Genomic DNA, 23495 nt, shown 5'->3' on the forward strand with positions numbered 1-23495 from the left:
CGGTTTCCATGGGTTTAAGCCTGCGGTTGCTTGGCCTGGTGCTGCTGCTGGCATTGCTGGCATTTTTTGTTGCCTCGGAATTTGCCCTAATTCGCCTGCGGCCCACCCGGGTGCAGGAATTAGCTGAAAATGGCAGTTACGGGGCCCTGGCCGTTGAACGCTTACAAAGGCACCTGCGGCGCGCCCTGGTGGCAACCCAATTAGGGGTAAGCCTTTCTCTATTGGCCCTCGGCTGGGGCGTTCACAAATTRTTGGTGGGCCTGGCAACCAACGGCCTTCATCCCTACTTGGAGCTGTTGGTTTTTTTAAGCCTTGCCATCGTTGCCACCCTGTTGGGTGGGGTGCTGCCAAAGGCTTGGGTGCTTCGGGATCCAGAGGCTTCAGCCCTGCGGATAGGCCCCTTGCTGGAGGCGGTTAATCGATGCTTAACGCCGCTATTGGCGCCGCTGGAGCGGCTGGCGGAAATGCTCTTGCTTTTCACTGGCCTCCCGCGGGAATGGGACCGTTTAGTGCCAGCSCTGTCGGCGGGTGAATTGGAAAATTTGATTGAAAACGATGCAGTAACCGGTTTAGAACCGGATGAACGCAACATCCTTGAGGGGGTGTTTTCGCTGCGWGATACCCAGGTGCGGGAGGTGATGGTGCCCCGCAACGGCATGGTTACCCTCCCGCTCGGGGTGAGCTTTGCCGAATTGATGCAGGCGGTGCTCAGCACCAACCATGCCCGTTTCCCTGTGATCGGMGATTCCTTGGATGATGTGCGCGGCCTGCTCGACCTAAGGCTGTTGGCGGAACCACTTTCCCGCGGTGAACTGCAACCACACACCCCATTGGCCGCMTACATCCGCAATGTGGAACGGATTCAAGAGAGTGCTTCCCTGGCTGAATTGCTGCCGGTGATCCGCAATGGCGAACCCCTGCTGGTGGTGGTTGATGAACACGGCGGCACCGAAGGGCTCGTAACAATTGCCGATCTCACCGGTGAAATCGTTGGTGATGAATTATTGGAAGACGACGGCAGTCCGCCGGATCTGCAACCCCTCGGCAAAGATCTTTGGCTGGTGGCGGGCGATCTGGAGATTTTTGAACTCAACCGTCAGCTKGGGTTAAAGCTGCCTGAAGCCGATGGRCATCACACYTTGGCTGGTTTTCTCTTAGAGAGGTTGCAACACATCCCCACCCCCGGTGAGGCCTTGCGMTGGGGGGGCCATCACTTCGAAGTGCTAACCATGGATGGGCCTCGYATCGAAGAAGTGAAGATCTGGCTAGGCCACCGCGAGAATGCAGTGATAATGACCCCCCAGAAGGAYTAGATACCTTGCACTCACAACCCTGCACCCACACCCGCCCATGAAACCGGTAAAGGTAGGTGTGATCGGTATTGGCAACATGGGTTGGCACCACGCCCGGGTGCTGAGCCTSTTGCGTGATGCAGAGTTAATTGGTGTTGCCGACCCCGATGAAGCGCGGGGACGCCTTGCCAGCACCCAATTCAACTGCCGCTGGTATGCCGATTACAGCAGCTTGATCAATGAGGTGGAGGCGGTTTGCATCGCTGTTCCCACCCTGTTGCATCACCCGGTGGGCATGGCCTGCCTCAAGGCTGGGGTGCATGTGCTGATTGAAAAACCAATTGCCGCCAGCCAGCAGGAAGCCTCAGAACTAATCGCTGCCGCCAGTGCGGCCTCACGCCTATTGCAGGTGGGCCATATCGAACGCTTTAACCCCGCATTTCGCGAATTGCTGAATGTGGTTACAAACGAGGAGGTAATGGTGCTTGAAAGCAGGCGCCATAGCCCCCATGCCGATCGGGCCAATGATGTGTCTGTGGTGTTGGATTTAATGATTCACGACATCGATCTGGTGCTGGAACTAGCCCAGGCGCCAGTGGTGGGTTTTGCCGCCGCCGGTGGTAGAAGCACCGAGGGACCCATCGATTACGTAACAGCCACCCTTTCCTTTGCCAATGGGGTGGCCGCCAGCCTCACCGCCAGCAAGATGAGCCACCGCAAAGTRCGCAGCTTGAGCGCCCATTGCCGCGGCAGCTTGATCGAAGCTGATTTTTTACATCGCAACCTACGCATTCATCGCCGCGCCCAGGAGTCGTATTCAGCCAACAGGGGTGAACTGCTCTATCGCCACGATGGCTTTATTGAAGAGGTAAGCATCACTCCAACCGAACCGCTTTATGCAGAACTGGAGCATTTCCTCCAATGCGTGAGGGGCCTTGAAATCCCAGCGGTGGATGGTTTGCAGGCTTCAAGGGCCCTACAGCTGGCCGATCTAATCGAAAAAGCGGTGGAGCAGCCGCAACAAAGTTTGCAACAACTACCCCAACCCCTTTGAACTAAACGCCAGTTAATTGACGCAATGCTGCCACCACCAATTCACGGCAGCGGGTGGGGGAATAACGGTAAAAAGATTGCCAGGCAGCAGCTTTATGGGAACCGTAGGCGGCCGCAGGAAGTTGTTGGTTTTCATCTAGCCAGCCAAGCCTCACCCCATGGCCAATCACCACATCAAGGGCCAACTGATCTTCAAAGCGAACCTTTGGGTTTGCTTCAAAAAATGCCATTAAAGAAAGCAGTGCTTCAATCGTAAGTTGACGATATTCAGGTGCTTCTATCTTGCTGAGCAAGTGATCCACAAGAACAGCAAAATTATGTTCCCCCGGTGTTTTTTCAGCTAATAAATCACTATCTAAGCGATTGCGTCGCTCTAATTTATCTCCAATTAATAGGCCGCGGCAGTGTTGCAATAGCCCCCACACACCTGGATAAAAATCCCTTGGCACCCGTTGGAGTGCCCCCTGGCGCATGCGGTGTTGCAACCAGCAGCCGCCCATCGGTTTTTCATCCGCTGGAGCCGGCGCTTGCCAGAGCACCTGGCCACTCACATGCAACTGCTCGCAACGATCCAAAGCAGCCCTGGCTCGATCCAGGTCGGCTAGCACCACCCCCAAGCGCCGTGAAATGCCATGGGGTGGCAGAGCGCAGAGGGCTTCAAAGGCTTCCGAGGGGGTGAGTTGGCGTTCTGTAGCCAGTTCACTGGTGAGCAACAAAAGCAACTGGCCAAGTTGAAATGTGAGCGTGCCTTGCAATAGGGCTGGCCTTTGCCTTGCTAAGCCCTCAAGGGCCAACAGCAATTCCTGCTGMAGGATCGTTTCGCGGCCGTCCTCACCGCTGAAACGCCTGATGCGGGCTGCAATGCCAGCACTATCAAGGGGTTCTTTAATCCGTGATTGGTGCGTGTAATTACGGCCCACCACCAATTGTTTATGGCGGGCCAGTAGATCATCTAAGGCATCCTCCAGGTGGGGATGCACCAAACCGAGTAAACCGGCGCAGCGGCGCACCGGCTCCCAATCGCCCGCCTCCAAACTGCGGTGATAAACAGCCTCCAACAGTTGCGATAGGGCAACGGGCAGGCCCTGGTCGGGGGCCTGTAGTTGTCCGCTTGGGCCTAGGCGCAATTGCAATTGCTCCAATAATTCCGCCTGTTCCCGCAACAGGGTGCTGCTCCACAACTGGGCCGCCAGATCAAGCACGGAGGTGGTTTCCAGCTCTAGTTGTTGCTCTTGGGCAACGGAGAGGGAGCGGTGGCCGCGCGCTTCCGCCAGCCGCAGCGGGCTTACCCGCGCTGGCATTACCCGCGACAGGGCTGGCAACTGGATCGGCTCCCAGCACAAAGCCGGCAAGTGYTCSGCCAAGGTGCCCACAGCTACGGCCACCCCATCAAGGGATCCACTGTGSARTTGCCGCGCCAGGGCCATAAAACCGGCTGGCTGCCTGGCAAATGCAGTTGCCGCCAGGGGCACAAGCAAYARGGGATCGCCTTGATCRCGCCAATGGCGTTGCAACATGCGCAATTCGCCCAGCACCGCATCAGCCAGYTGTTCCGGGTCGTCGGCCAGATAAAAAATGCCCTCCTCCAACACGGGCGGCAGAAATGCTGTGGGCACGCCACCGCAGCGATAAAGCCTTGTTACGGCCAAGGTGGCCACCCCACCAACCCCTGGCCCGGATAGGCCCAGGGCAGGCCATGCCCCAACCCCAGCCAAGGCCTCAGCTAAACGGGCCGAGGGCTGCACTTCCACCCCAGCATCACCTGGTGTGGCCATGGGGATGCCCTCTGCCGCCAGGGCTGCAGCAACGCTTTGATCGCCTGGCACCAAAACAATCCTCACCTTGTTGCAACCCAACACCCGGGGCAGGCGCCTGCCGCAGGGATCGAGCTGTTCAGGCAGCACCAAACCCTCTAGCAATAATTGCCCCAACAACCAAAGGCTTTGGGTCCAAAACAGGGGCAGGTTTTCATTTGGTTGGCGCGGTTGACTGCCCGGATAGCGGCGTTCGGCCTCAACGAATTCCAAGGGCACCCGGTAGAGCTCAGGCAGTAGCAATTCACTGCCCTGGGGCAAGGCCAAAGCGGTGAGCCGTTGCTGAAAGGCGCTGGCYTCTTCCCAGCGCTCCTCCATGCAGGCACTGAKCAGTTCAAAGGCAAGAAACAGGGGCCATTGGCATTCAATCGCTTCAAAACARGCCAGTTCATCCGGTTCGTAGTGCAAACGGCTGCTGTCTTCCAGCACCGTTTGATGGCCATCGCGGCGAAAGCGGGCGTAGCCATAGCTGCCGGCCAGTTGGCGCCTGATCACCTCCAAGGTGCGTTGGCGCAGGTCGGGGCGATCAACGGCCCAGGCGGGATAACCAACGGTGGTGAGGCAAGCGCTATCAACCTCCTTGCTGGCGGATTCCCGCGGCAGCAGGCCCTCCAGGGCCCGCCTCAACCGCACGATTGCATCCGGTGGCACCCAAAGCAGGGCACTGCCATCTCCCTCGGGCCCATAGAGATCCAAACCTTGGGCCGCCTCCAGGGCAGCTTTCACCAAACCGATCGAGCTGGCATTGCGTTCTGGAGCACCGTTATTGCCCTTATCGCCCCGCTCCCAGATGCCGTAGTCGGCCACCCGATAGGCCCTACTGAGGTAGAAAACCAGGTTTTGCACAAAGGCCACCTGGGCGCGATTGGCCACCACCACCAAACCGGCACGGCTGAATTGGGCCAGCTGCAACAAAAACAGGGCGGTKGCATCAAGCTGCAAGTGCCCCCAAGCGTTATCGGCAACCACAGGCAAACCGGTGGCTGTGTTGTATTTGGCGTGGAGGGCRTCTAGGGGTTTAAGGCTTTGCTTAAAGCGTTCCACCTTGGCCGCCTGGCCCATCAAGGCCCGCAACAAGCCGCGCATCAAAGCCAATACGCTTTGCTCTAGTTCAAATACCCGCTGGGGCCTGGAACCCTCCCGGCGCCAGGCGATTGCCAGCCCCCACACCGCCTGGATCGTATAAACCCCATCCCGCACCCAAGCGTCGCCGTAATTGCCGTGGATGTTGTGGGCGGTGCTGGCGGGCAGCAAACCAGACACTGGATGCTGCCTTTGCAGCAACACCCGATCAACGGCCGCATCGATTTGCCCCAGGGCAGCGAGCTGTTTTGTTGTCAGTGGTGATGTCATCCGCCAGATTCTCTCCGGTAACTCCAAATTCCATGGCAGCCATTCCCACAATCCCCCAACGCTGCCAAGTGCTCGGCTTGCCAGTTGACGTGAGCGCTGATGTGTTGGCAGCGGCTGTTGCTTTGCACAGCAGAGGTGGTGGCCAGCTGGTAACGCTGAACGCTGAAATGACCATGGCCGCCCTGGCCCAARCGGAGCTGGGGGCTGCGATCAGCCAAGCGGAGCTGGTGATTCCCGATGGCGCTGGGGTGGTGTGGGCCCTGAGGCGTCAAGGCATTCGCGTAAAACGCAGCCCCGGCATTGAATTGGCGGATCAGTTGTTGGCCCATAGCGCTCGCAGCAACTGGCGGGTAGCCCTGGTGGGTAGTTCAGCAGCGGTAATGGAGCTACTAAAAAAACAGCTGCCCCAAAAACACCCTGGCCTCCAACTTGTTCTAACAATTGATGGCTACCAACCCAGGGAGCGTTGGCCGCAATTGGAGCAAMAACTGCTGCAATTGCAGCCAGATCTGGTGCTGGTGGCCCTTGGCATCCCGCGCCAAGAAACCTGGATCAATCACCTGCATCAGGGCCAGGCTGGCCTTTGGATGGGGGTTGGCGGCAGTTTTGATGTGTGGAGTGGCCAAAAGAAAAGGGCTCCCCGTTGGATGGGGGCCCTACAAATCGAATGGCTCTACCGACTCGTTCAAGAACCAAGCCGTTGGCGCCGCATGTTGGCCTTGCCCCAATTYGCCTTAGCGGTGCTTARCGGAAACCCACCGAAGCCTGCCAAACAAAAGCAAGCAACAGGAAAAACAAGGGGATGATCGGCAAGATATCCACCAGGGGTGCGAAGGCGCGATAGGCCTCAGGCAGCTGGGCCAGGTGGGTAAGAACAGCCAATGGCATAACAGCAGTCACCATCAGGGGGTGAAACCAAGCGACGCTACCACGTGTGAGCAGCCGCGGAGCCCGGCTCCCACGGAGCGAAATGCTCTGCAAAACAACCATCCCTGATGGCCATGGCCATGGCATTGGTAAAGCGCAAAAGCTGGCTGAGGTTRTGGAGGCTCAATAGGGTGAGCCCAAGGATTTCATCGCTCTTGATTAGGTGATGCAAATAGGCCCTGCTGTGCTGCTGGCAGGTGGGGCAGGGGCAAGTGCTGTCTAAGGGGCTGTGGTCGTTGCGGAAGCGGGCATTTTTTAAATTCCAGCGCTCACCACCCACCAGGGCGGCCCCATGGCGACCAAGGCGGGTGGGCAGCACACAATCAAATAAATCCACCCCCTCGGCCACCGCCTGGGCCATCTCCGGCAAGGTGCCCACCCCCATCAAATARCGGGGTTTGTGGAGTGGCAGCAGCGGTGTCACCCAGCGCACCACCTCATGCATTGCAAGGGCAGGCTCCCCCACACTCACCCCACCAATMGCCACWCCGGGCAGATYRAAWCCAGCCACCACCCGGGCYGATTCCTTGCGCAAATCCTCGTAACAGCCGCCCTGCACGATGCCAAACAGGGCCTGGTTGGCGCAGTTRTGGGCGGCAACACAACGCTCAAGCCAGCGATGGGTGCGCTCCGTTGCCTCCTGCACATCGGCATGGCTGGCCGGATAGGGCGGGCATTGATCAAATGCCATTGCCACATCGGCGCCAAGGCTGTTTTGAATCGCCATCACCCGCTCTGGGGTGAGCTCCACCACCAGGCCATCTCTGGGGGATTTGAAAGTTACCCCTAGCTCGGAGATGGCATTGAGGCTGGCCAAGCTAAAAACCTGAAAGCCGCCGGAATCGGTGAGCATTGGTGCGTGCCAACCCATGAAGCGATGCAGGCCACCGGCGGCGGCAACAACTGCCTCCCCCGGTTGCAGGTGCAGGTGAAAGGTGTTGCTGAGCACCATCTGCGCTCCGGTGCTGCGCAATTGATCAMTGCTGATTCCCTTYACCGTGGCGGCGGTGCCCACGGGCATAAAGCGCGGCGTATCAACAACCCCATGGGGGGTGTGAAAACGGCCCACGCGGGCTTTGGTATGGGGGCATTGATGCAGCACTTCGTAGCTAAACGGAGCGGCGCTGCTGGTCACATTGATGCCGTCGAATTACCTAACCCTATGGGCCGCCAGGATGGTGGTAATCGCATGGCGCGGCCGTGCCCCAATGGTGGCCCGATCTGCTTGGCAGCTGGATCTACTACAGCTGCCTACCGGCAGCCAAAAATCTGCAACCGCGCTTTGAACGAATCGCCAGGTTTGCCCCCTGGATTGGCCTGTTCATAGGTGGCGCCCAGGCCTGCCTATGGCTAGCTGGAAGCGCCCTAGGGCTCCCAACCGCAAGCCTGGCAGCCCTTGTGATTGCCTTTGGCCTCTGGCTGAGCGGTGGCTTGCACTTTGATGGAGTGCTGGATTGCGGCGATGGCCTCGGCGCTGGCAAGCGCCAAATGGAAGCCATGGCCGATAGCCGCATCGGCGCCAGTGGCCTGGTGGCGGGGTTRATCCTGCTGTTGCTCAAGGGTGCTGCCYTGATCGCTTTAGCCCCAGGAGCTGCGGCTGCAGCGCTKTTGTGGAGCGCCTTTTGGGGCAGGGTTTCGCCATTGCTGGCGATTGCCCATTTCCCWTAYCTAAGGCCCGGCGGCAGCGCTGGCTTTCACCGGGAACATAGYSAGGGCCTCAGCCGTGAACTACGGCCAAGCGCCTTTGCCTTTGCCCTMATGGTGGGCTTGAGCCTTGCYGTTCCCAACCTGCCCCTGGGGGCGGGCATCAGCGGCCTAATTCCAGCTGTGGCAGTGCCATTTTGGCTTGGCAAGCGCCTCGGGGGCCACAGCGGTGATAGCTATGGCGCCTGTGTTGAATGGACAGAAGCCMTAGCCCTATGGCTGATTTGGCTTATTGGTTTGCTCGGTTKGGGTTGAGGGGAAGCASCAGCAGAAATGCATTGCCGGCGGCGGGCAGTTTYGGATCAAGCTTGCTGGCGGGAACAATCAACTCAAGGGAGCCGCCCCGTGCCTGGGCCTGGTCGCGGGCCAGGGCCAAACCRAGGCCTGAACCTGGCTGCTGCTGGCTGCTGCTGCCCCGTTGGCCCCGCTGAAAAATGCGTTCCCGCTCAGCCAAGGCGATGGCTGGGCCGCTATCCCAGATGGCAAGGGCAAGGGATTGATCGCGCCGTTGGCACCAAAGCCCAAGTGGTGCTTGGGAATCGCTGTAGCGAAAGGCATTTTCAAGCAAATTGGCAAGGATTTCGGCCACCGCTGCCGCGCCGGGGAGATTGAGCTGAGGCAACTGCTGGGGCCCATGCCAAGGGCGCCCCTGGAGGCTGGCGGTGGCGCTGGCCCGGGCCATGAGGGGTTGCAAAGCAGCACTAAGGGGTTCAGCCCGGTCGGGGGTGAGGGCCGGCGGCARCAACAAGGGAGCTTCCGGTTCAGCGGWGAGGCTGGGGCTGGCTTCCGGTTGGGCTAGGGCCTCGAGATAACGGTCGAGGGCGAGTTCCTCCTGCAGCAGGTGTTCCACCAAATCGCGACGTTCWTCGGCGGGATCGAGCCTTCTTAAGAGCAGCTGGGTGAAGGTGCGCAAAGCCGCAAGGGGGTTGCGCATTTGATGCACCAGAAGGGAGCGCTGGCGCCGATCTTGCTGGAGCTGGGCCTGGCAGCGCTGCTGCTCAAGATCCAAWAGCCGCGCTTCCGTGAGCAGCTGGGCCGCCCCCAGCAGGCGCTCCTGCAGCAACTGGGGCCAAGGGTTGATGTTGCTATCAACTCTTAGGGCACCAATCACCAGGGATTCCCGCCTYAGGGGCAACCAACGGCGCTGCTGCTCGGCAAGCAGCAGGGATTCATCGCTGGCGGCGGGGCTAAGCCGCTCTGCATTGGCGGGCCAAACCTCCACTGGCTGCAATTGCAGTTCCCCGGAGGCATCGGGTACCGCCAGGTAAACCCCTAAGGAAATCAATTCAGGCCGGTCTAAAAATTGGACTAATTGCTGGCTTACCAAGCGGCGAAAGCCCTCAGAAATCACAGAAGCCACAGCCGCTCAAAGCCGAAAAAAGATCAAAAAACGAGTGACCCAGGGGGGTTGCAAAATCCGGAGAAAGTCTTAAGATCATYGTTACGACCAACACTTCACAGTGCCGAAAGCCTGGTGCCGTGGAGTTGGATCCAGCACACACTGCAGCTTTTGTGGCGCTTTTCTCTCGAAAAGGCTACACCAGATGTAGTTCACTCTCTGTTGTTCGCCGTTTTGCGGCAGCAACGGGCGGATTCGCTCCACCCCCTGGGTTTTGATCTTTTGATCAATTTCCGCACAACAGACGTTTGGGCGCCGCAGGCCCACCTGCTCCCAAGCCGAAACCGGTCCGCCTTAGCGGCCCCGAGCGACTTGAAAATCCCGTTCCGATTACGCCTCCACCAAGTTGGGGGGTTTTGTCATGTCGAAGAAGCGCAAACGCGTCAGCCGCCGCCGCCTAGCAGGCCAGCGGGTTTTAGCTCACGTGCCAACTTTCAACCTTGAAACCGGTGAACACAAACCGGTTACAGCCGCGCGGCGCTACATCGCTGAATCAAGCTTGATGCCGCCGGCTCTAATCAATGTGCGCCGTAATGAGCACACCACCGATCGCTTCTTTTGGGGCGAAAAGGGCTTGTTTAGCGCGCAATACGCTGAAGAAAATCATTTCCTCTTTCCCTCTTTGCGCTCCATCGTTGACTCGGTGGGTGAAGAAACCCTGTTTGCCGGCCTAGAGGCCGTTGCCGACGATTGGGAAGAAATGGAAGAGTACGAATACGCCTTCGTTTGAATTAAAGGCACCCCTTGAGGAATTTGGCCGCCGCCGCCACGGCCCCAGGGGGAATGTTGTGCTCACCGTTAAACACATAGGAAACCGGCGTAGCGCCAGCTGCTTCCAGTCGTTTGCAGATTTCTTGGTGGGCYCCTAGGGGCACCACAGGATCATTGCTGCCATGGGCCAAAAACACGGGCGCCAACCCATCTRMTCCAGGCTGCCAATCCGGATGGGGATAACCGCTAAATGCCAAAACGGCAGCCACAGGCATTGRTGTGGCCACTTCAAGGGCCATSGCGCCCCCTTGCGAAAAACCCAACACCACCACGGGATCGCTGCCAGCAGCCAATATTTCCTGCTCCAACCTCAATTTCAAAGCCTGCACTGCCGCTGGCAGCTCAGGCCAACCCGGCTGCTGCARGTTGTACCACTGGCGTGCGCCAGCACCGGCCGGGTGCGGATCTGGTGCCTCCAGGCARCGCAGGGTTGCAACAGCAGGGTTTAACCCCAGCAATTGCAACAGGTTTTCCCCCARCGGCTCCAGATCATTRCCGCTGGCACCCCAACCGTGCAAAAGGATTAGCCGCATGGTTCAAGCTGCCACTGCAGCTTCTACCCATACCATTCCTATTGCGGTTTTCCCTTAAGCACTGGCCATGGCCCCTTTAGCCCTAATCAGCGTTTCCGATAAGCAAGGGGTGGTGGAATTCGCCAGGTCCCTGGTGGAAAAGCATGGATTTTCCTTGATCTCCAGCGGTGGCACCGCCGCCGCCCTTGCTGCAGCTGGGCTTCCCGTTACCAAAGTGGCAGACCACACCGGCGCTGCCGAAATGTTGGGGGGCAGGGTTAAAACCCTCCATCCCCGCATCCATGGCGGCATCTTGGCCCGCATGGATGAAGCGGCTGATCTGGCTGATTTAGAAGCCCAGCAAATAGCAAAAATCGATCTGGTGGTGGTGAATCTTTATCCGTTTRAAAAAACCATTGCCCAGGCTGATGTGAGTTGGGCAAYGGCGATCGAAACAATTGATATCGGCGGGCCAGCCATGGTGAGGGCCGCAGCAAAAAACCATCAGCACACAGCGGTTTTAACCAATCCCAACCAATACGAAACCTTCCTGGCGGCCTGGCCCATTGGCCTTGAGGAACGTCAAAAACTTGCCCTTGAAGCCTTCCGCCACACCGCCGCCTACGACGCTGCCATCAGCACCTGGCTTGCGGCTCAATTGGGGGAACCAGCGCAGCTGCAGCTTTGCTTGCCCCTGCGCGAAAGTTTGCGCTACRGCGAAAACCCCCACCAGGCAGCTAATTGGTTTAGCAAGCCAGAGCAGGGCTGGGGGGCAGCGCTGCAACTGCAGGGCAAGGCCCTGAGCTTCAATAATTTGTTGGATCTCGATGCTGCCCAAGGGGCGCTGCTGCGCTTCCCCGCGGCTGAAGCCGCGGCCGCTGTGGTGGTGAAGCACACCAAYCCCTGTGGTGTTGCCATCGCCGAAAATTTGGCTGAAGCCCTAGCAAAAGCGATTGGCGCTGATCCCATATCAGCCTTTGGCGGCATCGTGGCAGTTAATCAACGCCTCGATGCAGCTGCCTGCGCCAGCTTGGAGGGTTTATTTCTGGAATGTTTAGTGGCGCCCGCSATCAGCAAAGAAGCAAGGCAAATACTGGCGGCAAAACCAAATTTGCGCCTGCTGGAACTACCGGCGGAGCTATGCAACACAGCAGCTGATCTACAGCTGCGTTCCGTTTTAGGTGGTGTGCTGGCCCAGCAACAAGACCACGAACCTCAACAGGAGCAGCAATGGCAAGTGGTTACAGAWCGCTCCCCCAGCCCAGAGGAATGGCTTGATCTGCGCTTTGCCTGGCGGGTGGTGCGGCATGTGCACTCCAATGCCATTGTTATTGCCCGCCAGGGGGTAACCCTTGGCATTGGAGCTGGCCAAATGAACCGAGTGGGTTCAGCGGCGATCGCCCTTGGGGCCGCTGGGGAAGCAGCAAAGGGGGCGAGCTTGGCAAGCGATGGCTTTTTYCCCTTTAGCGACACCGTAGAAAATRCTGCTCAGCATGGCATTAGCGCCTTTATCCAACCCGGGGGCAGCAAACGGGATGCCGATTCGATAGCAGCCTGCAACGCTGCCGGTTTAACGATGGTGTTCACGGGCCGCCGTCATTTTTTGCATTAAGCCGATTTTTAGCCGCCCCCTACCCATACAGTTGAAATCAGTTTCGTTATTTCCCATGCCTGAGGCCCTTGCCTTTAATCTCAATTTTGTGCATCCCCTGCTGATGTGGAGCCTGCTGGCGGCTTCTGCCTATGCCCTATTTCTTGGCATCAAGGCAAAGAAAACCCGCACCGGCACCCCAGAACAGCGCAAGGAACTGATTAAAGGCAAATTCGCCCAACGGCATTACTTCATGGGCAGCCTGGTGTTGGCGGTGATGGTGCTGGGCAGCATCGGCGGGATGGCGGTTACTTACCTAAACAACGGCAAATTATTTGTGGGGCCCCACCTGCTAGCGGGCCTTGGCATGACTGCTTTGATCGCCATAGCAGCCTCGCTTGCACCTTTGATGCAGCAGGGCAATTTGATTGCCCGTAAAGCCCATGTGGGCATGAACATGCTGGTGATGACCCTTTTCCTTTGGCAGGCGGTGAGCGGTGTGCAGATCGTTAATAAGATCTGGACCAACCGTTAAGGCTTAAAACAAAGCTGTTTTTTGGGGAGGGCACACAAGCCCAGCCTGGGAGTGAAAGTCTTCCTGCACCTTCCAGGTGAGCCGCCGGGAAACCTGCCGCACAATTTGTCGCAGCAGATGGTCGCCGCTCGATTGCACCAAGCCATCGGGCAACAGGTCGATAAAGGCGGGCAAACGAATTGCCACCTCAAGGTCTAGCTCCCACTCAACCAAGGTGTATTCGCCTTCTGGAACAAGTTGGAGGCTGGCTTGRAAATCAACGGCATARCCATCTTTTTCCACCGCTAAACGGGAGGMGGGAATCGTTTCAATCCGATAGATCCCCTCCGCTTGGGGAAGCAGTTCGAGATCAATACTCGGCTCAAGTTCAAAGCCAAAATTGCCAAACTTACCCAAGATCAGGTGGTAGCCGTTCTGCCCCACCGGTTCAACCTGCATCGGTGCAGCGCACCTAACAAACCAGCCCTGATGCACATCGAGGTAGGAAGCCACCGCTGCTGCCGGGGCCCGCATCTCCATCACATCAGCAAAATTGCTCACATAACGGCGCAACTTCTCTTTATCCACCCTTGGTTCAACCAATCTAACGGGCGCTACAGCTCAGAGAGTTGCAACAATCGATCGATTACGCCTTCCACCACCCGATCAGGGGTGGAGGCCCCAGAAGTAATGCCGATGCGCAGGGGACCTTCGGGCAGAAATGGGCTCATGGTGGTGAGCTCACCACCCAATGGTTTGTGCTCAACGCAATTACCAGGGCCGATCCGTTCGGGTGCATCGATATGCACCGATGCAATGCCGCGGCTGATGGCGATTTCCTGCAGGTGGGTGGTATTTGAGGAGTTGTAACCACCGATCACCACCATCAAATCCAAGGGTTCATCCACCAGGGAAAACATCGCATCTTGGCGCTCCTGGGTGGCATCACAGATGGTGTTGAAGGCRAGGAAATGGTTGTTCAGCTCGGTGGGGCCATAACGACGCAGCAAGGTGCGYTCAAATAGGCGGCCGATCTCCTCCGTTTCGCTTTTGAGCATGGTGGTTTGATTTGCAACGCCAATGCGCACCAAATCAAGGTCGGGATCAAATCCAGGGGAGGTGGCACCGGCAAACTTTTCTAAAAAGCTGCTGCGGTTGCCATTACCAAGGATGTAGTCGCAAACCAATTGGGCTTCCGCTARATCAAGCACCACCAGATAGGTGCCAGCAAAAGAGCTGGTGGCAAGGGTTTCCTCGTGCTTCACCTTGCCGTGAATAACAGAGGTGAATGATTCCTTTTTATGGCGTTCAACGCTGTTCCACACCTTTGAAACCCAAGGGCAGGTGGTGTCCACRATGTGGCAGCCCAGTTCATTTAAAAGCTGCATCTCCTGCACGGTGGCACCAAAGGCCGGCAGGATCACCACATCKCCYTTATCAACAGCTGAAAAATCCTTTACGCCACCTTCCACWGGGATAAAAAGCACATCCATCTGGCGCAGGTGGGCATTAACGGATGGGTTATGGATGATTTCGTTGGTAATCCAGATCCGTTCTGTGGGGTAATGGCGACGGGTTTCGTAGGCGATTGCCACGGCCCGCTCCACCCCCCAACAGAAACCAAAGGCCTGGGCTARGCGGATCGTTACCCGACCCTGTTGAAGCTGATGCCCGTTATCGCGAAGGCTTTGAATCAGATCGCTCTGGTAAGCCTCCTCAAGGCTGCTGGCCACCTCTTCTGCCCGGCCAAACCCGCGGCGGTTATAACGCTCCGAATGGTGGAGGGAGCGCTTAAAGGCGCGGGTGTCCATGGCAGGAAAAAGCGCCGGTTRRGCCAATCTATTGGTTTAAAGGGCAGAGGAGCCCCTTTCACCGGTGCGCACCCGCACCACCTGCTCCACCGGAACAACAAAAATTTTGCCATCCCCGATATCACCGCTGCGGGCTGCGGTTTCGATCACGGCAATCGCTGTTTCAACTTGGCCGTCTTCCACCACCACATCAATTTTTGCCTTGGGCAAAAAATCAATCGTGAATTCGGAGCCGCGGTAGCGCTCCACCTGACCCTTCTGACGGCCAAAGCCCCGCACCTCGGACACTGTCATCCCAACAATTGAGGCATCAACCAAGGCGGTTTTTACCGCATCTAAACGGGATGGACGAATCACAGCCGTGATCAATTTCATGGCAGTACAGCAAAGGATTTAGGAGAAAAGAAAAAACTAGATATCAAAAAGTCATCGGGTCGTAGGCCTCTTCGCCATGGGCAACAAAATCGAGCCCACGCTCCTCTTCCTKGGGGCTAACMCGCAAACCMACTACAGMRCCAACAATCCAAAGGATGATYGCYGTRCCAAGGCCCACAAAGCCGAAGGTGATTAGCACTGCCTTGAACTGGGCTCCAAAGAGGGCGATATTGCCGCCTTTGGCCAGGATTTCAGCGGATTTTGGGAAGTAGTCGGCGGGCACAAGCGCTGGGGCAGCTAATAAGCCAGTGAGCAAGGCACCAACGGTGCCACCGATGCCATGCACCATGAAGGCATCCAAGGAATCATCTAGTTTTGTGGCCATCTTCACCCGCACGGCAATTAAACAGGCCGTAGCGGAAAGGGCACCGATCAAAAGGGCGGGGCCCATGTAAACAAAACCAGCAGCGGGGGTAATACCCACAAGGCCTGCCACCGCACCGGTTGCAGCACCAACAGCTGTTGGTTTGCCATCGGTGAACCAYTCAATTAGGCACCAGGTGAGCAAGGCAGCTGAAGCAGAGGCGGTGGTGGTGAGGAAAGAGAAACCAGCACCYTTAGCAGCGAAATAACTAGCGCCATTGAAACCAAACCAACCAAACCAGAGCAGRCCAGCWCCTARAAGAATGAAYGGCACGTTGTGGGGTGGMCGSYTTGATTCYGGRTAGCTGSTGCGRGGTCCAACAATTGCAGCTGAAACYAGGGCTGCCACACCGGCRGCGATGTGMACMACGGTGCCACCAGCGAAGTCGATGGCGCCAATTTCACCAAATGGTCCGATRTAACCGCCACCCCAAACCATGTGGCACATGGGGCAATAAATAAACAAGCTCCAWAGCAGGGAGAACCAAAACCAAGCYTTGAAATTGATGCGTTCCACWACAGCRCCGGAGATCAATGCCGGCGTGATRATCGCAAACATGCCYTGGAATAAAGCAAATGATGTGGCGCTRATTGCAAAGCCATCGGCCAGGGGCGCATCACCTAATTCACCACCAACCCCGTTCAACCACATGGAGCCGAGGCCACCAATAAATGGACTTTTAAAGCCAAGATCAAAAGACAAGCTGTAACCGATAACAACCCAAAGCACCCCGATTAAACCCATCAGGAAGAAGCTCATCATCATTGTGTTGAGCACATTCTTGGCGCGGGTAAAACCGCCATAGAAAAATGCCAAGCCTGGGGTCATCAACAACACCAAAGCTGAACCCATMAGCATCARWAGGGTGTCGGCACCATCGGTGGGCATTTTGGTGAGGGCTGCCTTGGCGGAACCTGCCATCAAGGGCAGCAAGCCAGCACCAGCWGCCAACAAAAACACACCAGTGCGCTGCAAACTGCTGKTGTGGCGCAAGGAATGGATAAATCCGGTTTGCTGTAATCGCCAATGGTCGATGCTTTGCATCGCCGAGGGTGGCAGAAACTTAGGGGATGAAATCAAATTGAAGAGCCTTCAAATCTGGATTCAGAATGGGGCCAACCTGATATTACAAATGTATAAATGGCAACCAATTGATGAATTGAMTTAATTACAAATCTTGCAGTGCCGCCAGCCCCAACCACCTCACCGCGGTGGAAGTGAAATCAAACCGACAGGGCAGCACCTCCACCCCAGCGGCACGAGCCTGGCGAAATAACTKCCCATAGCGGGGATCAGCTTTATCACCSGGGGCAAAACTATCCACATCAGGGCGGCTCAMGCATGGGATCAACACCCCCCTTGCATCGGGCAACACGCCCATCAGTTCCTGCAGATGCTTTTGGCCCCTTTCGGTAACGGTGTCGGGGAAAAGAGCTGTTGTGCCATCACTCCAGGTGGTGTTTTTCACCTCCACATATATGGGCCTTGGATCCGCTGCCCCGGGTGCTGGCGTTAACAACAAATCAATGCGGCTACCACGATTTAAGCCATAGGTAACCTCGGGGCGAATYGCTGCAATMGGCCCAAGCCACGGTTCCAGGTGGCCCGCTTCGATTGTTAAACGCAGCAAGCGATTGGGCAGRGCTGTGTTCACACCCACCCAGCAAYTACCACCACCTGCTGCGGGCACCTCAGCCTGCTCCCAGGTGTAGGCCAGCTTGCGCTTGGGAGATGGATCGTGGCGTATCCGCACTTTCCCCCCCGGCAGCAACACCCCAGCCATGGGGCCTGTATTGGCGCAATGGGCAGTTACSAGCTCGCCATCAGCGAGTTSCACCTCGCATAAAAAACGTTTCCAGCGTTTAACCAAAACGCCTTCCAGCAGCGGTTCAAAGCTATGCACCTCAACGGCAGGCATCGGGGCTGGTCAACTACTGGGCCATACTCCCCCACAATCGGCGGCACCCATGGCTGAAAGCAAAAACCTGCGGCGCATCGCCCTGGTGGTGGCTGTTGCCACTGCCCTCAGCAAGGTGGCGGGGCTTGTGCGTCAACAGGCGATCGCAGCTGCCTTTGGGGTTGGCGCCGCCTACGACGCCTACAACTACGCCTATGTGCTGCCTGGCTTCTTAYTAATCCTGCTAGGCGGCATCAACGGCCCCTTCCACAGCGCTGTGGTGAGTGTGATGGCAAAGCAGGAGCGGGCCGAAAGCGCCCGACTGCTGGCTGCAATCAACACCTTGGTGGGTTTGGGTTTACTCGGGGCCACCGTTTTATTGGTKYTGCTGGCTGATCCCTTAATCACCCTTGTGGGACCTGGCTTAGATCAAGAACTGCACGATCTCGCCGCTTTGCAGTTGCGTTTGATGGCACCCATGGCCCTATTTGCGGGCTTAATCGGCCTTGGCTTTGGCGCCTTAAATGCCGCCGATGAATATTGGCTGCCGGCGATTAGCCCMYTGCTTTCCAGCCTGGCGGTGCTGCTGGGGCTTGGCCTGTTGTGGTTCCAAGCCGGCCCTGCGATCGGAACGGCCCCATGGGCCCTYGCCGGTGGAGCGGTGYTAGCCCTAAGCACCTTGGGGGGAGCAATCCTGCAATGGTTGATCCAGCTGCCGGCGTTAGCRCGCCAGGGCCTGGGCCAATTGCGCTTGAGTTTTAACTGGAAACAACCGGGWGTGGCAGAGGTGCTGCGGGTGATGGGCCCGGCAACCCTTTCATCCGGCATGTTGCAGATCAATGTGTATGTGGATCTCTTCTTTGCCAGTGGCATCAGCGGCGCCGCTGCAGGGCTTGGTTATGCCGGCCTTTTGGTGCAAACCCCCCTAGGGATCCTCTCCAACATGTTGCTGGTGCCGCTGCTGCCGGTATTTGCCAGGCTCACGGCGCCGGAAGATCGCGATCAACTGCTGCAACGCATTCGCCAGGGGGTGATGCTCAGCAATGCCAGCATGCTGCCCTTGGGCGCTTTGATGGTGGCCCTGGCCGGGCCGATCGTTGCCCTGATCTACGAAAGGGGAGCGTTTAATGCCAGCGCCGCCAGCTTGGTGGTGGGCATCCTCATGGCCTATGGGGTAGGCATGCCCGCCTATCTGGGCAGGGATGTGCTGGTGCGGGTTTTTTATGCCCTCGGCGATGGCAACACCCCCTTTCGGATCTCAATGGCAGGGATTGGTTTAAATGCAGCACTTGATTGGTTGCTGGTGGGTTGCCCCACCCCTGATGGTTTATTGCTGCCGCAATTGAATTTTCAAGCGCCGGGCTTGGTGTTAGCAACGGTTGGCGTGAATGTGGTGAGCTGCATTGCCCTATTGCTTGCCCTAAGAAGCAAGCTGGGCGCCCTACCGATTGGCCCTTGGGCTAAAGACAGCGGCCTACTCACGCTGGCAGCACTGCTGGGTGGTTTGCTCGCTTGGCTGCTTGCAACAGCTGTGGCCTGGCCGCCAAACCTGCTCGGCAAATTGCTGCAGGTTTCTATCTGCGGTGGTGTGGGCGCCGTTAGCTATGGCCTGATCGCCGGTGGCCTTGGCGTTGCAGAAGCAAGGGAACTGGGCCGCASCCTGGCGGCAAAATTACCTTTCTTAAAAAACTGATCAATCAACAGTGCGTTGATCCCGCACCGTAACTGGCAATTCCAAATGGCTGCGGCCAATCATCTGCATGCCCTCCACCGAGTAGATGCGGGCCTGGATGCCAAATTCCCGAAAGGCTGTTTCCAGCTCCTGCAGCAGGGCCCTCTCCACCTGCGCTTCCGCATCCACCACAGTGCCCAAMAGCCTTTCGCCAAGGCGCCCCACCCGTTTACGCACCACTTCACGGGCGTTGGTTACTTCAATCACGAGCATCCGTCGCCAGCGGCGGTCTTCCAGTATCGCTGCAGAAGGGTTCAAGAATTTCCTCGAGATCGAGGAGTTGGCCGGGGGGAATCAAACGGGCCAGGGGTAGGCGGGTGCTGCCAGCACCAATTGGCACCTGGAGCCGCTCCAGTGCCATGCGCACAGCCGCTGCAGTGCCTTGGCTTAACAGGCCGGCCAACTCTTCCGCCAAGGGCCGGGCCAACTTGGCATCACCCAAATACAAATGCCAACCAGCCACCTGCACATAAATGCGATCAGCGATGGCATCGCTGAGGTCCCCCAGCTGAGCAGCAGAAAGGGTCACGCCGATTTAAGTGCTTTGTTGCARCACCAAGCTAGGTGCAGAAGCAAAAGCGCTCCCCAACTCAAACTGAGCAGCGGCAGCTGGGCCAAGCTTTCYGGCCTCAARCCGCGCCAGAGCCATAAACCGCTGTTTAGGGCAGCAAATAGGGCGCCATGCACAGCGAAATTAATCCAACGCTCCAGCTGTTGGTAGGCGGGATCTTGGGGATTTGGGGGCCTGGTGGCAACAAGGGGCAAGGCAAAACCAACGCTSRAATGATTCTGAACGAAAACCAAGGGCACTTGACGAAACCCGGTTGCTGCTGGGCAGAATGGATAGTTCAAGCGCTTGTAGCTCAGCGGATTAGAGCATCTGACTACGGATCAGAGGGTCGGGAGTTCGAATCTCTCCAGGCGCGCTTTTTTTTATCTCCCAAATTGCCGCCTGAAAGGGCGGTTTTTTTTGGCCCCTGGCTTTCTACGATCGTTGCAACTTTTAGCCAGGGGCCAGCAGCCGTGATTCAAACCAGCCAAAGGATGCCCAATGCCCTGCTGGAGGGGGATCCCCAAGTGGCGGCTTTGATCGATAAGGAACTTGAACGCCAACAAACCCACCTGGARTTGATCGCCAGCGAAAATTTCACTTCAGCTGCGGTGATGGCMGCCCAGGGTTCGGTATTAACYAATAAATACGCCGAGGGTTTGCCCCATAAGCGCTACTACGGCGGTTGTGAACACGTTGATGCCATTGARGAATTAGCGATCGAGCGGGCCAAGCAACTGTTTGGTGCCGCCTGGGCCAATGTGCAGCCCCACAGCGGCGCCCAGGCAAATTTCGCTGTTTTTCTWGCCCTGCTKCAACCCGGCGACAAAATCATGGGGATGGACCTCTCCCATGGSGGGCACCTAAGCCATGGCTCACCRGTGAATGTGAGCGGCAAATGGTTCAAGGCTGTGCACTACGGCGTTGATCCCAGCACTGCCCAATTAAATCTCGAAAGCATCCGTGAATTAGCCCTAAAAGAACGGCCAAAGCTAATTATTTGTGGATTTTCCGCCTATCCACGCAGGATTGATTTCGCTGCTTTCCGCGCCATTGCCGATGAGGTGGGGGCCTATCTGCTGGCAGACATGGCCCATATCGCTGGCCTAGTGGCCGCTGGTGTGCATCCAAACCCAGTGCCCCATTGCCATGTGGTAACCACCACCACCCACAAAACCCTGCGGGGCCCTAGGGGCGGCCTGATCCTTTGCGCTGATGCTGAATTCGGCAAACAATTTGATAAGGCAGTGTTTCCCGGCAACCAGGGGGGSCCCTTAGAACAYGTGATYGCAGCAAAGGCGGTGGCCTTTGGCGAAGCGCTACAGCCCAGCTTTAAAAGCTATTGCGAACAGGTAATCAACAATGCCAAGGCAATGGCTGAAAGGTTGCAGGAGCGCGGCATTGCCGTGGTGAGTGGCGGCACCGATAACCACATCGTGCTGCTGGATCTGCGTTCAGTGGGCCTCACCGGCAAAGTGGCCGACCTGCTGGTGAGCGATGTGAACATCACCGCCAATAAGAACACCGTGCCCTTTGATCCGGAATCACCATTTGTTACCAGCGGCCTGCGTTTGGGTAGTGCTGCCCTCACCAGCCGAGGCTTTACAGCTGATGCYTTTAGGGAAGTGGCGGATGTGATCGCCGATCGCTTGATCAATCCAGAGAACGATCAAATCGAGCAGCGCTGCCGTGAACGGGTGGCGGCCCTTTGCCAAGAATTCCCCTTATATGGCAGCTGCGGGTAAGCTGCCGCCGTAGGCCCTGGCCTCCTGTGAATTCCAGCCCCCTGATCCCTGCGATCGCCACCATGGTGGGTGCCGGTCTRTTCACGGCTGCCATCGTGCCGCTGGTGCGGCGCCTTGGCTTGCGTTGGGGTTTGATCGATCAACCTGATCCCCGTAAGCAACACAACGAACCGATGGTGCGCCTTGGTGGCATCGGCATCGTGCTGGGGTTTTGCCTTGCCCTTTTTATTACCTGGCAACTGGGGGGCTTTGGCAGCTTGCCCGCCAGCCGCGACCAATTGATTTGGAGCACCTTGCTCGGGGGGGTGGCCTTTTTTGCGGTGGGTTTAAGCGATGATCTATTTCAATTGCCCCCGCTGCCGCGGCTAGCCCTACAGATMGCCGTTGCAACGGTTGTTTGGAGCCAAGGGGTGAAGATTGGCTCGATCACCCTTCCCTTCGACAGCAACCTCTCSCTCACCCTGCCGGATTGGTTGAGCCTSTTCGTTACGGTGATTTGGTTGGTGGGAATCACCAATGCAATCAATTGGCTTGATGGCCTTGATGGCCTTGCCGCTGGCGTGAGCGGCATTGCCGCAGTGGGTTTGTTGTCGGTGAGTTTTAGCTTGCATCAAACCGGCGCCGGCCTGCTTGCTGCTGCCTTGGCTGGCGCCTGCCTCGGTTTTCTAAGGGATAATTTCAACCCCGCCCGCATCTTTATGGGTGATGGTGGTTCCTATTTTCTTGGTTTTAGCCTGGCGGCCATCAGCCTGGTGGGTCCGGCAAAGGAACTCACAACGGTGAGTTTGCTTTTACCTTTACTGATTTTGTCTTTGCCGCTTGCTGATATGTCGGCGGTGATCATGGGCCGCGTGAGCTCTGGCCGCTCGCCTTTTTATCCCGACCGACGCCACCTGCACCACCGCCTGCTGCGGGCTGGCTTCAGCCACCGGCGCACCGTGGTGTTGATCTATGCCTTCACCCAGTGGTTTGCWGCCATCGCCCTGGTGGCAGCCAATGCAGARCTGCGTTTYCTATGGCTTGCCCTTGCCACTGGGGTGTTGATCTGGGTGGTGGTGCGCAGCCACCGCAGCCAGGGGGACGAACCCCTAGATCAAGGTGAGTAATAAAACAAACAATCAAATTGARCTGCTTTGCATCGGCACCGAGTTGCTGCTGGGCAACATCGTTAATGGCAATGCCCGCTGGCTAGCTGAGGAATTAGCCCGGCTTGGCATMCCCCACTTTCGYCAAACGGTGGTGGGTGATAACCGCGAAAGGTTGATGGAAGTGGTGCTTGAGGCATCCCGTCGCTGCCGMGTRTTGATCTGCACCGGTGGTTTGGGCCCCACCCCCGACGATCTCACCACAGAAACCCTGGCCGCTGCCTTCAATGCACCCCTTGAGGARCGCAGCGAAGTGCTGGCAGACATCAAAGCAAAAYTGAGCGCCCGGGGTAGACCGATGGCCGCCAACAACTGCAAGCAAGCGCTGCTGCCAGCAGGCGCAACGGTGCTTAGCAATCCCCTCGGCACCGCTCCGGGCATGATCTGGTCGCCCCTGGAAAATTTTTCGTTGCTCACCTTCCCGGGCGTGCCTGCTGAAATGCAGGCGATGTGGGAGCAAACGGCGGTGCCMTGGCTGCAGCAGCAAGGGCTCACCAGCGGCATCTTTCGCAGCCGCCTGTTGCGCTTTTGGGGCATTGCTGAATCCAGCCTGGCGGAACAGGTGGCGCCATTTTTAGAACAGCAAAATCCCACCGTTGCCCCCTATGCCGGCCGCGGCGAGGTGAAATTAAGGATCACGGCCTGGGCTGATAACGGCGAAGCCGCTGATGCTTTGATTGCGCCGGTGGAGCAGCAATTACGCCAAATCGGCGGCAGTAATTATTTCGGCGCCGATGGCGACAGCCTCGCTTCGGTGGTGCTGGCTTGCCTGCGGGAAAGGGGTGAAACCCTTGCTGTAGCTGAGAGTTGCACCTCAGGTGGGGTGGGGGCAGCCCTTGGGGCRGTGCCCGGTGCCTCMGATGTGTTTCTTGGTGGTGTGATCGCC

The 23495-nt window shown here is 57.6% G+C and carries 24 protein-coding genes and 1 tRNA gene; 12 read left to right on the forward strand and 13 right to left on the reverse strand.

Going from position 1 to position 23495, the window contains the following annotated elements; all coding sequences use genetic code 11:
• Window positions 1–8 precede the first annotated feature (8 nt).
• Window positions 9–1313, forward strand: a complete 1305-nt coding sequence (locus tag C7K08_RS01450; protein ID WP_193464799.1) for a hemolysin family protein — start codon at window positions 9–11, stop codon at window positions 1311–1313.
• Window positions 1314–1350: 37 nt separating this feature from the next.
• Window positions 1351–2346, forward strand: coding sequence for a Gfo/Idh/MocA family protein (locus tag C7K08_RS01455; protein ID WP_106498877.1), 996 nt, complete (start codon window positions 1351–1353; stop codon window positions 2344–2346).
• Between the two features lies 1 nt (window position 2347).
• Here C7K08_RS01455 and C7K08_RS01460 read toward each other — a convergent pair whose 3' ends face one another.
• Complete coding sequence (locus C7K08_RS01460) at window positions 2348–5512, reverse strand: glycoside hydrolase family 15 protein (RefSeq protein ID WP_106498878.1); 3165 nt, start codon at window positions 5510–5512, stop codon at window positions 2348–2350.
• Window positions 5513–5544: 32 nt separating this feature from the next.
• On the opposite strand from C7K08_RS01460, the gene C7K08_RS01465 reads away from it, so the two are divergent.
• The gene (locus tag C7K08_RS01465) at window positions 5545–6318 is read left to right on the forward strand and encodes a WecB/TagA/CpsF family glycosyltransferase (protein WP_106498879.1); all 774 of its coding nucleotides are present in this window, start codon (window positions 5545–5547) and stop codon (window positions 6316–6318) included.
• Here C7K08_RS01465 and C7K08_RS01470 read toward each other — a convergent pair.
• Both C7K08_RS01470 and tgt read right to left on the reverse strand, forming a co-directional pair.
• Window positions 6257–6400 carry a photosystem II reaction center protein K gene (locus C7K08_RS01470; protein WP_117434625.1) on the reverse strand — a complete coding sequence of 48 codons (144 nt, stop codon included), beginning with the start codon at window positions 6398–6400 and terminating at the stop codon, window positions 6257–6259. The genes C7K08_RS01465 and C7K08_RS01470 overlap by 62 nt on opposite strands.
• A 37-nt stretch (window positions 6401–6437) precedes the next feature.
• Entirely contained in the window at window positions 6438–7574 is a 1137-nt protein-coding gene (tgt, locus tag C7K08_RS01475; protein WP_106498881.1) for a tRNA guanosine(34) transglycosylase Tgt, read from the reverse strand.
• A gap of 65 nt (window positions 7575–7639) precedes the next feature.
• Between tgt and C7K08_RS01480 the strand changes: the two genes are divergently transcribed.
• Entirely contained in the window at window positions 7640–8398 is a 759-nt protein-coding gene (locus C7K08_RS01480; RefSeq protein WP_106498882.1) for an adenosylcobinamide-GDP ribazoletransferase, read from the forward strand.
• Here the strand turns inward: C7K08_RS01480 and C7K08_RS01485 are convergent.
• A complete protein-coding gene (locus C7K08_RS01485) occupies window positions 8373–9503 on the reverse strand; it encodes a sensor histidine kinase (RefSeq protein ID WP_241536955.1) in 1131 nt (376 codons plus the stop codon). The genes C7K08_RS01480 and C7K08_RS01485 overlap by 26 nt on opposite strands.
• 400 nt (window positions 9504–9903) lie before the next feature.
• Here C7K08_RS01485 and C7K08_RS01495 point away from each other — a divergent pair, with 400 nt between their 5' ends.
• Window positions 9904–10272, forward strand: coding sequence for a DUF3155 domain-containing protein (locus C7K08_RS01495; RefSeq protein WP_106498884.1), 369 nt, complete (start codon window positions 9904–9906; stop codon window positions 10270–10272).
• A gap of 1 nt (window position 10273) precedes the next feature.
• On the opposite strand, the gene C7K08_RS01500 is transcribed toward C7K08_RS01495, so the two are convergent.
• Window positions 10274–10846 carry an alpha/beta hydrolase gene (locus tag C7K08_RS01500; RefSeq protein ID WP_106498885.1) on the reverse strand — a complete coding sequence of 191 codons (573 nt, stop codon included), beginning with the start codon at window positions 10844–10846 and terminating at the stop codon, window positions 10274–10276.
• A 67-nt stretch (window positions 10847–10913) separates the two neighbouring features.
• Here C7K08_RS01500 and purH point away from each other — a divergent pair, with 67 nt between their 5' ends.
• Window positions 10914–12437 (forward strand): bifunctional phosphoribosylaminoimidazolecarboxamide formyltransferase/IMP cyclohydrolase, encoded by a 1524-nt coding sequence (gene purH, locus C7K08_RS01505; protein ID WP_106498886.1) that lies wholly within the window; start codon window positions 10914–10916, stop codon window positions 12435–12437.
• Between the two features lie 55 nt (window positions 12438–12492).
• A complete protein-coding gene (locus tag C7K08_RS01510; RefSeq protein ID WP_106498887.1) occupies window positions 12493–12951 on the forward strand; it encodes a DUF4079 domain-containing protein in 459 nt (152 codons plus the stop codon).
• Between the two features lie 3 nt (window positions 12952–12954).
• Here C7K08_RS01510 and C7K08_RS01515 read toward each other — a convergent pair whose 3' ends face one another.
• The 5 genes from C7K08_RS01515 to sfsA all read right to left on the reverse strand — a co-directional run bounded on the left by C7K08_RS01515 (window position 12955) and on the right by sfsA (window position 17458).
• On the reverse strand, window positions 12955–13470 hold the full coding sequence (locus C7K08_RS01515; protein ID WP_106498899.1) for a DUF1997 domain-containing protein: 516 nt from the start codon (window positions 13468–13470) through the stop codon (window positions 12955–12957).
• Between the two features lie 74 nt (window positions 13471–13544).
• Window positions 13545–14741 carry a 4-hydroxy-3-methylbut-2-enyl diphosphate reductase gene (locus tag C7K08_RS01520; RefSeq protein WP_106498900.1) on the reverse strand — a complete coding sequence of 399 codons (1197 nt, stop codon included), beginning with the start codon at window positions 14739–14741 and terminating at the stop codon, window positions 13545–13547.
• Between the two features lie 36 nt (window positions 14742–14777).
• Window positions 14778–15116, reverse strand: a complete 339-nt coding sequence (locus C7K08_RS01525; protein ID WP_106498888.1) for a P-II family nitrogen regulator — start codon at window positions 15114–15116, stop codon at window positions 14778–14780.
• Window positions 15117–15159: 43 nt separating this feature from the next.
• Window positions 15160–16584: an ammonium transporter gene (locus C7K08_RS01530; RefSeq protein WP_193464800.1), complete on the reverse strand. Its 1425-nt coding sequence runs from the start codon at window positions 16582–16584 to the stop codon at window positions 15160–15162.
• 124 nt (window positions 16585–16708) lie between these two features.
• A complete protein-coding gene (sfsA, locus tag C7K08_RS01535; RefSeq protein ID WP_106498889.1) occupies window positions 16709–17458 on the reverse strand; it encodes a DNA/RNA nuclease SfsA in 750 nt (249 codons plus the stop codon).
• Window positions 17459–17507: 49 nt separating this feature from the next.
• Here sfsA and murJ point away from each other — a divergent pair, with 49 nt between their 5' ends.
• Window positions 17508–19130 carry a murein biosynthesis integral membrane protein MurJ gene (murJ, locus tag C7K08_RS01540; protein WP_106498890.1) on the forward strand — a complete coding sequence of 541 codons (1623 nt, stop codon included), beginning with the start codon at window positions 17508–17510 and terminating at the stop codon, window positions 19128–19130.
• Here the strand turns inward: murJ and C7K08_RS01545 are convergent, their stop codons facing one another.
• From C7K08_RS01545 to C7K08_RS01555, 3 genes are read right to left on the reverse strand one after another with little or no spacing between them, the layout of a single operon-like run.
• Window positions 19131–19382 (reverse strand): cytochrome-c oxidase, encoded by a 252-nt coding sequence (locus C7K08_RS01545; protein WP_106498891.1) that lies wholly within the window; start codon window positions 19380–19382, stop codon window positions 19131–19133.
• The gene (locus C7K08_RS01550; RefSeq protein WP_106498892.1) at window positions 19369–19698 is read right to left on the reverse strand and encodes a DUF3181 family protein; all 330 of its coding nucleotides are present in this window, start codon (window positions 19696–19698) and stop codon (window positions 19369–19371) included. The genes C7K08_RS01545 and C7K08_RS01550 overlap by 14 nt, the downstream gene beginning before the upstream one ends.
• On the reverse strand, window positions 19695–19934 hold the full coding sequence (locus C7K08_RS01555; RefSeq protein WP_106498902.1) for a hypothetical protein: 240 nt from the start codon (window positions 19932–19934) through the stop codon (window positions 19695–19697). The genes C7K08_RS01550 and C7K08_RS01555 overlap by 4 nt, the downstream gene beginning before the upstream one ends.
• An 87-nt stretch (window positions 19935–20021) precedes the next feature.
• Here C7K08_RS01555 and C7K08_RS01560 point away from each other — a divergent pair.
• The 4 genes from C7K08_RS01560 to C7K08_RS01575 form a co-directional block, all read left to right on the forward strand.
• Window positions 20022–20095 (forward strand) — tRNA-Arg (locus tag C7K08_RS01560).
• 118 nt (window positions 20096–20213) lie between these two features.
• Window positions 20214–21464 (forward strand): serine hydroxymethyltransferase, encoded by a 1251-nt coding sequence (gene glyA, locus C7K08_RS01565; protein ID WP_106498903.1) that lies wholly within the window; start codon window positions 20214–20216, stop codon window positions 21462–21464.
• A gap of 62 nt (window positions 21465–21526) precedes the next feature.
• Window positions 21527–22570, forward strand: coding sequence for a glycosyltransferase family 4 protein (locus C7K08_RS01570; protein WP_106498904.1), 1044 nt, complete (start codon window positions 21527–21529; stop codon window positions 22568–22570).
• Window positions 22563–23495, forward strand: a 933-nt coding sequence (locus C7K08_RS01575) for a CinA family nicotinamide mononucleotide deamidase-related protein (RefSeq protein WP_241536956.1), incomplete at its 3' end; no start/stop codon positions are given. The genes C7K08_RS01570 and C7K08_RS01575, both read left to right, overlap by 8 nt.

It is taken from the genome of Synechococcus lacustris str. Tous (assembly GCF_003011125.1).
Classification (GTDB): domain Bacteria; phylum Cyanobacteriota; class Cyanobacteriia; order PCC-6307; family Cyanobiaceae; genus Synechococcus_D; species Synechococcus_D lacustris.